The organism is Mycobacterium sp. 1165178.9 (genome assembly GCF_001673555.1).
Classification (GTDB): domain Bacteria; phylum Actinomycetota; class Actinomycetes; order Mycobacteriales; family Mycobacteriaceae; genus Mycobacterium.
On sequence record NZ_LZMB01000021.1, the window covers coordinates 1 to 6,441 of the forward strand.

Annotated in this window: 7 protein-coding genes and 1 pseudogene; 3 read left to right on the forward strand and 5 right to left on the reverse strand. The window is 66.7% G+C overall.

Annotated elements, in window-relative coordinates; translation table 11 throughout:
* The 3 genes and pseudogenes from A5652_RS01225 to A5652_RS01235 all read right to left on the reverse strand — a co-directional run.
* Nucleotides 1-389 (reverse strand): annotated as a pseudogene (locus A5652_RS01225) (hypothetical protein); the annotation flags it as partial.
* 197 nt (nucleotides 390-586) lie between these two features.
* Complete coding sequence (locus A5652_RS01230; protein WP_067345789.1) at nucleotides 587-1,153, reverse strand: TetR/AcrR family transcriptional regulator; 567 nt, start codon at nucleotides 1,151-1,153, stop codon at nucleotides 587-589.
* 14 nt (nucleotides 1,154-1,167) lie between these two features.
* Nucleotides 1,168-2,172, reverse strand: a complete 1,005-nt coding sequence (locus tag A5652_RS01235) for an NAD-dependent epimerase/dehydratase family protein (protein WP_067345792.1) — start codon at nucleotides 2,170-2,172, stop codon at nucleotides 1,168-1,170.
* An 81-nt stretch (nucleotides 2,173-2,253) separates the two neighbouring features.
* On the opposite strand from A5652_RS01235, the gene A5652_RS01240 reads away from it, so the two are divergent.
* Together A5652_RS01240 and A5652_RS01245 are read left to right on the forward strand one after the other, a co-directional pair.
* Nucleotides 2,254-3,060 carry an SDR family NAD(P)-dependent oxidoreductase gene (locus A5652_RS01240; protein ID WP_067345795.1) on the forward strand — a complete coding sequence of 269 codons (807 nt, stop codon included), beginning with the start codon at nucleotides 2,254-2,256 and terminating at the stop codon, nucleotides 3,058-3,060.
* A gap of 20 nt (nucleotides 3,061-3,080) precedes the next feature.
* Nucleotides 3,081-3,644, forward strand: coding sequence for a carboxymuconolactone decarboxylase family protein (locus tag A5652_RS01245; RefSeq protein WP_067345798.1), 564 nt, complete (start codon nucleotides 3,081-3,083; stop codon nucleotides 3,642-3,644).
* Between the two features lie 6 nt (nucleotides 3,645-3,650).
* On the opposite strand, the gene guaA is transcribed toward A5652_RS01245, so the two are convergent.
* Entirely contained in the window at nucleotides 3,651-5,264 is a 1,614-nt protein-coding gene (gene guaA, locus A5652_RS01250; protein WP_197513690.1) for a glutamine-hydrolyzing GMP synthase, read from the reverse strand.
* 45 nt (nucleotides 5,265-5,309) lie between these two features.
* Nucleotides 5,310-5,954 carry a helix-turn-helix domain-containing protein gene (locus tag A5652_RS01255; protein WP_067345802.1) on the reverse strand — a complete coding sequence of 215 codons (645 nt, stop codon included), beginning with the start codon at nucleotides 5,952-5,954 and terminating at the stop codon, nucleotides 5,310-5,312.
* A gap of 77 nt (nucleotides 5,955-6,031) precedes the next feature.
* Between A5652_RS01255 and A5652_RS01260 the strand changes: the two genes are divergently transcribed.
* The coding region (locus A5652_RS01260) for an MFS transporter (RefSeq protein WP_156745084.1) at nucleotides 6,032-6,441 on the forward strand (410 nt) is incomplete at its 3' end.

Below are 6,441 nucleotides of genomic sequence, written 5' to 3' on the forward strand. Positions count from 1 at the left end.
TCCACCGGATCGGTGCCGGGATCCGGTATCACCGCGAGCCGGCTCAGATCCGCCCCCATCTCCGCGGCGGCCAGCAGCCCGATGTCCGGCTGGCCGACGATTGCGGCGTTGCCACCGGCCGCCGTGACGGCGGCCACCATGCTCAGCAGCAGCGACCGGGCGCCCGAGAGCACCGCGACCGTCCCGCGCGGCACCGGCGCGGGCAACAGTTCGGCCAGCCACGCCGGGAGGGCCAGCCGTGATTCCGAGTCAGGCAGCAGGTCCTCGGCGGGCGCGGCGGCGGCAGGCGCGGCCTTTTTCCCGGAGATGCCCGCCATCCGCCGGCGAAGCGATTCCAGCTGCTCAGCACGAGTTTCCCGGTGGCTGCTGGAGGCGAACGCCGCGGTCATGACCTAGCCTCCCCATCCGCATTTCGAAAGTATGTTCGAAGTAAACACTCGCCCTCCGACAACCGTCAAGCAACGTGAGGGACAGTGTTATGCGATCGGTACTGATGGGGCTGATGGTGCTTTTTGGGTGAGAATTGTTTTCGACGGCACTAAGGCCGGCACCGGCACGTCATTCCAGCCGATGACGTTGCCACCCCCTACGCAAAGCCTGCGGCGGCGCGGATCTGCCGACGGGCCGCCAGTGGATCGGAATCTGGAAATATGTAGTGGCTCAAGGCAGTTCGCGCGATCGCACCGGCAAGGTCAGGGGCGGCCCCCGCGGCGCCGAAGCTACCCTCGCGCGCGCATTGGCGTAGGACACCCACCAGCCCTTCGGTGATCATCGGCAGCGCCCGGGCCATTTGCTGGTACGCGAAACCCGGCTCCAAGTCGAGCTGACGCCCCGGTGGCTGATCTTCGACAAAAGTCGCGATGACGTCGACGGCGGCCTCCAGCCGCGCAATTCCGGTCGCCCCGCTCATCGCCCTTTGCAGGGCCGCGTCGAAGCGCCGGCGCTCCTGGGTTCCCAGCGCATCGATCAGGTCCTCTTTACAGGCGAAGTAGCGGTAAATGGTCGGCCGGGACACCCCGGCCCGCGTCGCAACGTCAGACAATGACAGCTTGCGGGCACCCACGCCGAGCACGAGCTGCCGTGCGGCGTCGAGTATCCGGTCGGCCAAATCGGCTTGGGGCGAACCGGATTGGCGCGGTTCGGCAATGGGCACTGCAGCCTCTCCTTTCAGGCGGGCACCGAATCGAGCCGGCCGATTTCACGCAGCCAACCGATCAGCAGGCGCAGCCCGTCGTCGAATGACATCGGGTCGTAGCCGAGGCGCCGAGCGGTCAGATTGTCCTGCGACCTGGGCTTGCGAACGTCCTTGGCCGCCGCCTCGGCGATGGCCATCAAGGTGGGCCCGAACTCTGCCGTCAACGCTTCCGGGTCGGACCGGTAGTCGAGGTCTTCGACCCGGTGGTCGATTCCGGCGATCTCGCAGGCACGATTGATACCGGCGGCGGTGCTGATGGTGGCCTGCGACTGACCGACCAACAGGTATCGCTCGCCGGCGATTCCGCGGTCCAGTGCCGCAATCGAGCCCTTGGCGACATCCTTGCCCGCCACCCATGTCACGGGAAAAGCCAGATAGCGCTTGATCTTTCCGCGCAGACCGGCCAGCAACACTCTGTTGAAACTGGTGCGGTGCAGGGCACGCTCGACGACGGGGGCGGGTCCGAAGATCGCACCGGGGTGACACGTCAGCACGTCCTCGCCCGAGGCGGCACGCTGGCGAGCGTCCAGGAAAGCCGCGAGCTTGGTGACGGTATAGGGATCGTTGGGCGGGTTCGCCAGCACGGGGGCCTCCTCGAAGTCGAGGTTCGTGCTCAGGTTCAAAAAGGTGGCCGTGCTCAGCGCGACGACTCGCCGCATGCCATGGCGCTTTGCCGCATCGAGCACGTTGGCGGTGCCCACTACGTTGACCGCCTTGAAGTCGTCGAGGTCTTGACTCGCCCCGCCCAGCAGCGCCGCGCAGTGGATGGCCGCTTCGGCCCCTTTGGCCGCCCGAAGCACATCACCGGCGTCGCTGATGTCGCCCTTGATCAGTTCGACCCCGATATCGGCCAGTGCCGTGGCTTCGTCCGGATTGCGGACCAGCGCGCGGACACGGTCGCCGCGCTCGATCAGCTGTTCGCAGACATTGCCGCCGGTCTGTCCGGTGGCCCCGGTGACGAAGATCGTGTCGGGCATGGTCCCCGGTCCCTTCGTTACAAATCAAACAAATACAGTAAATCTTGTAACGTGTGAACTGTAAATACTATGCTCGTATCCATGACGCTCGATCCGGCCAGCATTTTGTTGACCGACCGTGTCGCGGTCGTCACCGGAGGCGGCGCAGGTATCGGCCGCGGCATCGCCGCGGGGTTGACGGCGTTTGGCGCGAAGGTGGCGATTTGGGAGCGCAACCCCGAATCGTGCGCAGCGGCCGCCGATGAGATCGGCGCACTGGGCATCCCTACCGATGTCCGCGACAGCGCCGCCGTCGACGCCGCGCTCGCACACACCACCGCCGAGCTCGGGCCCGTCACGATCCTGGTCAACAACGCCGGAGGAGTCTTCTGGTCCGGGATACTCGACACCAGCGAGAACGGCTGGGACGCGCTCTACAAATCCAACCTGCGCCACATCTACCTATGCACCCAACGCGTAGCGCGCGGACTCGTCGAGCAAGGACTGGCTGGCAGCATCATCAGTGTCACCTCGATCGAAGGCGTACGCGCCGCACCGGGTTTCGCGACGTACGCGGCGGCCAAAGCAGGCGTGATCAACTACACCAAAACCGCGGCGCTCGAGCTCGCACCGCATCGCATCCGGGTGAACGCTCTGGCCCCCGACATCACGTTGACCGAAGGCATCATGCAGATGGCACCATCAGGTTCGGACGGACGATTCGGTTCCGTCGTTCCGCTGGGACGGCCCGGCCATGTCGACGAGATGGCCGGCGCCGCAGTGTTTCTCGCGTCCGATATGTCCAGTTACATCACCGGGCAGACGATTCATGTCGACGGCGGGACCCACGCCGCCAGCGGCTGGTACCACCATCCGGAGACCGGCGCATATGCCCTGGGACCGACCTGAGGAGAAGGTGCTCCACGATCATGCCTCGTATCGAACCCGTCCCGATGGATCAGCTGAGCGAGCAGTCCCGCCACATCGTCGAGGCAGGGGTCGAAGCGGGCCTCTACGCCACGCCGGTGCCGCTGCAGATCTTCGCGTACCGCAGCGCGCAACTCGAACAGGTCAACATGGCCAGGACCCAACTCGGGGCCGAAACACTGCTCGGCAGAAGAATACTGGAGCTGTTGCGCATCCGCAGCGCCCAGCTGGGCGAGTGCGAGCCCTGCAGCCAGTCACGCAAGCACGACTCGATCACCGACGAAGACGTCGCGTGCCTGCTCGCCCCGCAGCACGACGCTTTGACGCCGCAGGAGCAGATGGCCGTCGAATTTCTCGACCGGCTTTCCGGCGATCACCGCTCGATCGACGACGAGTTCTACCGGCGGTTGGGAGAACACTTCACCGCGGCGCAGATCATCGAACTCGGGTTCACGTGCGCCTCCACGATGGGACTGCATCGCTTCCTGCACACCCTTGACGTGTACGGCGATTCGCGTCCCGTCATCGGCTACTCCGCCGACCAGGTCGATTCTGCCCGTCGTTGAGGAGGGCTACTCCCATTCGATGGTGCCGGGCGGTTTGCTGGTGATGTCCAGCACCACGCGGTTGACCTCGGCCACCTCGTTGGTGATGCGGGTCGAGATGCGCTCGAGCACCTCGTAGGGAACCCGAGTCCAATCGGCGGTCATGGCGTCCTCGCTGGTCACTGGTCGCAGCACGATCGGGTGCCCGTAGGTGCGGTTGTCGCCCTGCACACCGACCGAGCGGATGTCGCCCAGCAGCACCACCGGGCACTGCCAGATCAGGTTGTCCAGTCCCGCCGCGGTCAGCTCCTCGCGCGCGATCGAATCCGCACGCCGCAGGGTGTCCAAGCGCGCCGCGGTGACCTCGCCGACGATCCGGATTCCCAAGCCGGGACCCGGGAAGGGCTGGCGCGCAACGATTTCCTCCGGCAGGCCCAGCTCGCGCCCGACGGCGCGGACTTCGTCCTTGAACAGCAACCGCAACGGCTCGACGAGCTTGAACTTCAGGTCGCCGGGCAGGCCGCCGACGTTGTGGTGGCTCTTGATGTTCGCGGTGCCGCTGCCGCCACCGGACTCCACCACGTCGGGATACAGCGTGCCCTGCACCAGGAACTCGACGTCGGAATCGCCGTCCGCGCCACTGTCTTGCACGATGTCTCGCACGGCGCCCTCGAAGGCGCGGATGAATTGGCGGCCGATGATCTTGCGCTTGCCTTCTGGATTGGTCACTCCCGCGAGCGCATCCAGGAAGGTGTCGGCGGCATCGACGGTGACCAGCTTGGCGCCGGTGGCGGCCACGAAGTCGCGCTGCACCTGTGCGCGCTCCCCGGCGCGAAGGAGCCCGTGGTCGACGAAGACACAGGTCAACCGGTCGCCGATGGCCCGCTGCACCAGCGCGGCGGCCACCGCGGAATCCACGCCGCCGGACAACCCGCAGATCGCCCTACCGTCACCGATCTGGGCGCGCACCTGCTCGATGAGCACACCGGCGATGTTGGCGGCCGTCCAGTCCGCACCCAGCCCGGCGAAGTCGTGCAGGAAGCGGCTGAGCACCTGCTGTCCGTGCGGGGTGTGCATGACCTCCGGGTGGTACTGCACGCCGGCCAGGCGCCGCTGCCGGTTCTCGAAGCCGGCCACCGACGCACCGGAGCTGCTGGCCACCACCTCGAACCCGTCCGGTGCGGCCGTGACCGCGTCGCCGTGGCTCATCCATACCGGCTGCGAGCTCGGCAACCCCGAATGCAGTTCTCCACCAAGGACTTTCAGTTCGGTACGACCGTATTCGCTGGTGCCCGTGTGCGCGACGGTCCCGCCCAGCGCCTGCGCCATGGCCTGAAACCCGTAACAGATGCCGAACACCGGAACCCCGAGATCGAACAGGGCAGGATCGAGCTGGGGCGCGCCGTCGGCGTAGACACTGGACGGCCCGCCGGAGAGCACCAGCGCCAGCGGGTCGCGGGCCTTGATCTCCTCGACCGTGGTGGTGTGCGGGATGACCTCGGAAAACACCCTGGCCTCGCGGACGCGGCGGGCGATCAGCTGCGCATACTGCGCGCCGAAGTCCACGACGAGCACCGGTCGAGCCGGCGCGCCGGACGCATCGGATACCTCGAGTTCAGGGGTTTGGGTGGGGTCGGCCACGCTGGCGAGTCTAGTGGCTGGCCGCCTCGTCTCCGCCCCGCAGGGCTACAGCGCGAACGCGGAGCGCAGTGCGCGGACGGCAGCGGCGTCGCCGTCGAACTCGATTCGCCGCAGGGCGGCGCCGCGCTCGGCTTCGTCCACCCCGAGCCGGGCGGTGACGAGATCCGCCGCCGCAGCGGTCAAGGTCGCCGCGGGCTCGCCGCGCGCGGCGCCGAGGCGGCCTTGCGTGACGGCGAATTCGAAACGACGACCGTCGATCTCGACGCGGTACGTCGCCTCCAGGCCGGCCGCGGCACCGGAGTTGAAGCCGAGCAGTATCCCGGCCAGAAACCCGTTGAGCGGTGATACCGGCGCATCGCCGACCGGGTCCAGGTGGTCCAGCCCGAACCACGCGAGACCCCGCAGGATGGGGAGCACCCGCTGCCAACCCAGCTCACTGAGGGTGTAGACGGTGCGATTGATGGGCGCCGGTAGGTCGGCCCGCTCGACGAGCCCGGCGTCCTGCAGCTCCGTGAGCCTCTCGGCGAGCAGATTGGTTGCGATACCGGGCAGTTCGGCCCGCAGGTCACCGTAGCGACGGGCTCCGCCGACCAGCTCGCGCAGAATCAGCAACGTCCACCGCTCGCCCAGCACATCGAGGCCGCGCGCGATCGGGCAGTTCTGGTTGTAGTTCCTGCGGGATGCCACCATGCCACCCTACCTGGCGTTAGACATCTTTTTCAACTTAATACTTGATTTACTTGTCTATTGGCTTTACTGTCTTGTCCATGCGCACCGACCCTACGTTCCGCAATCGCCCCATTGCCGCGCTCTCCGTCATCTGCCTTGGCGTCTTCGTCATCAGCGTCGACGCGACCATCGTCAACGTCGCACTGCCCACGCTGTCGCGTGAACTCGCCGCCGATACCGCACAACTGCAATGGATCGTCGACGCCTACACCCTGGTGATGTCCGGACTGCTGCTCTCGGTGGGCAGCCTGTCCGACCGCTACGGCAGGCGGGGCTGGCTCAATTCCGGGCTCGCATTGTTCGCCGTCACTTCCGCGGTTGCCGCGCAGGTGAATTCGGCCGACGCGTTGATCGCGGCGCGTGCGGCCATGGGTATCGGCGCCGCGGTGATATTCCCGACCACGCTGGGTCTGATCACCAACATCTTCACCGACCCGATACCACGCGC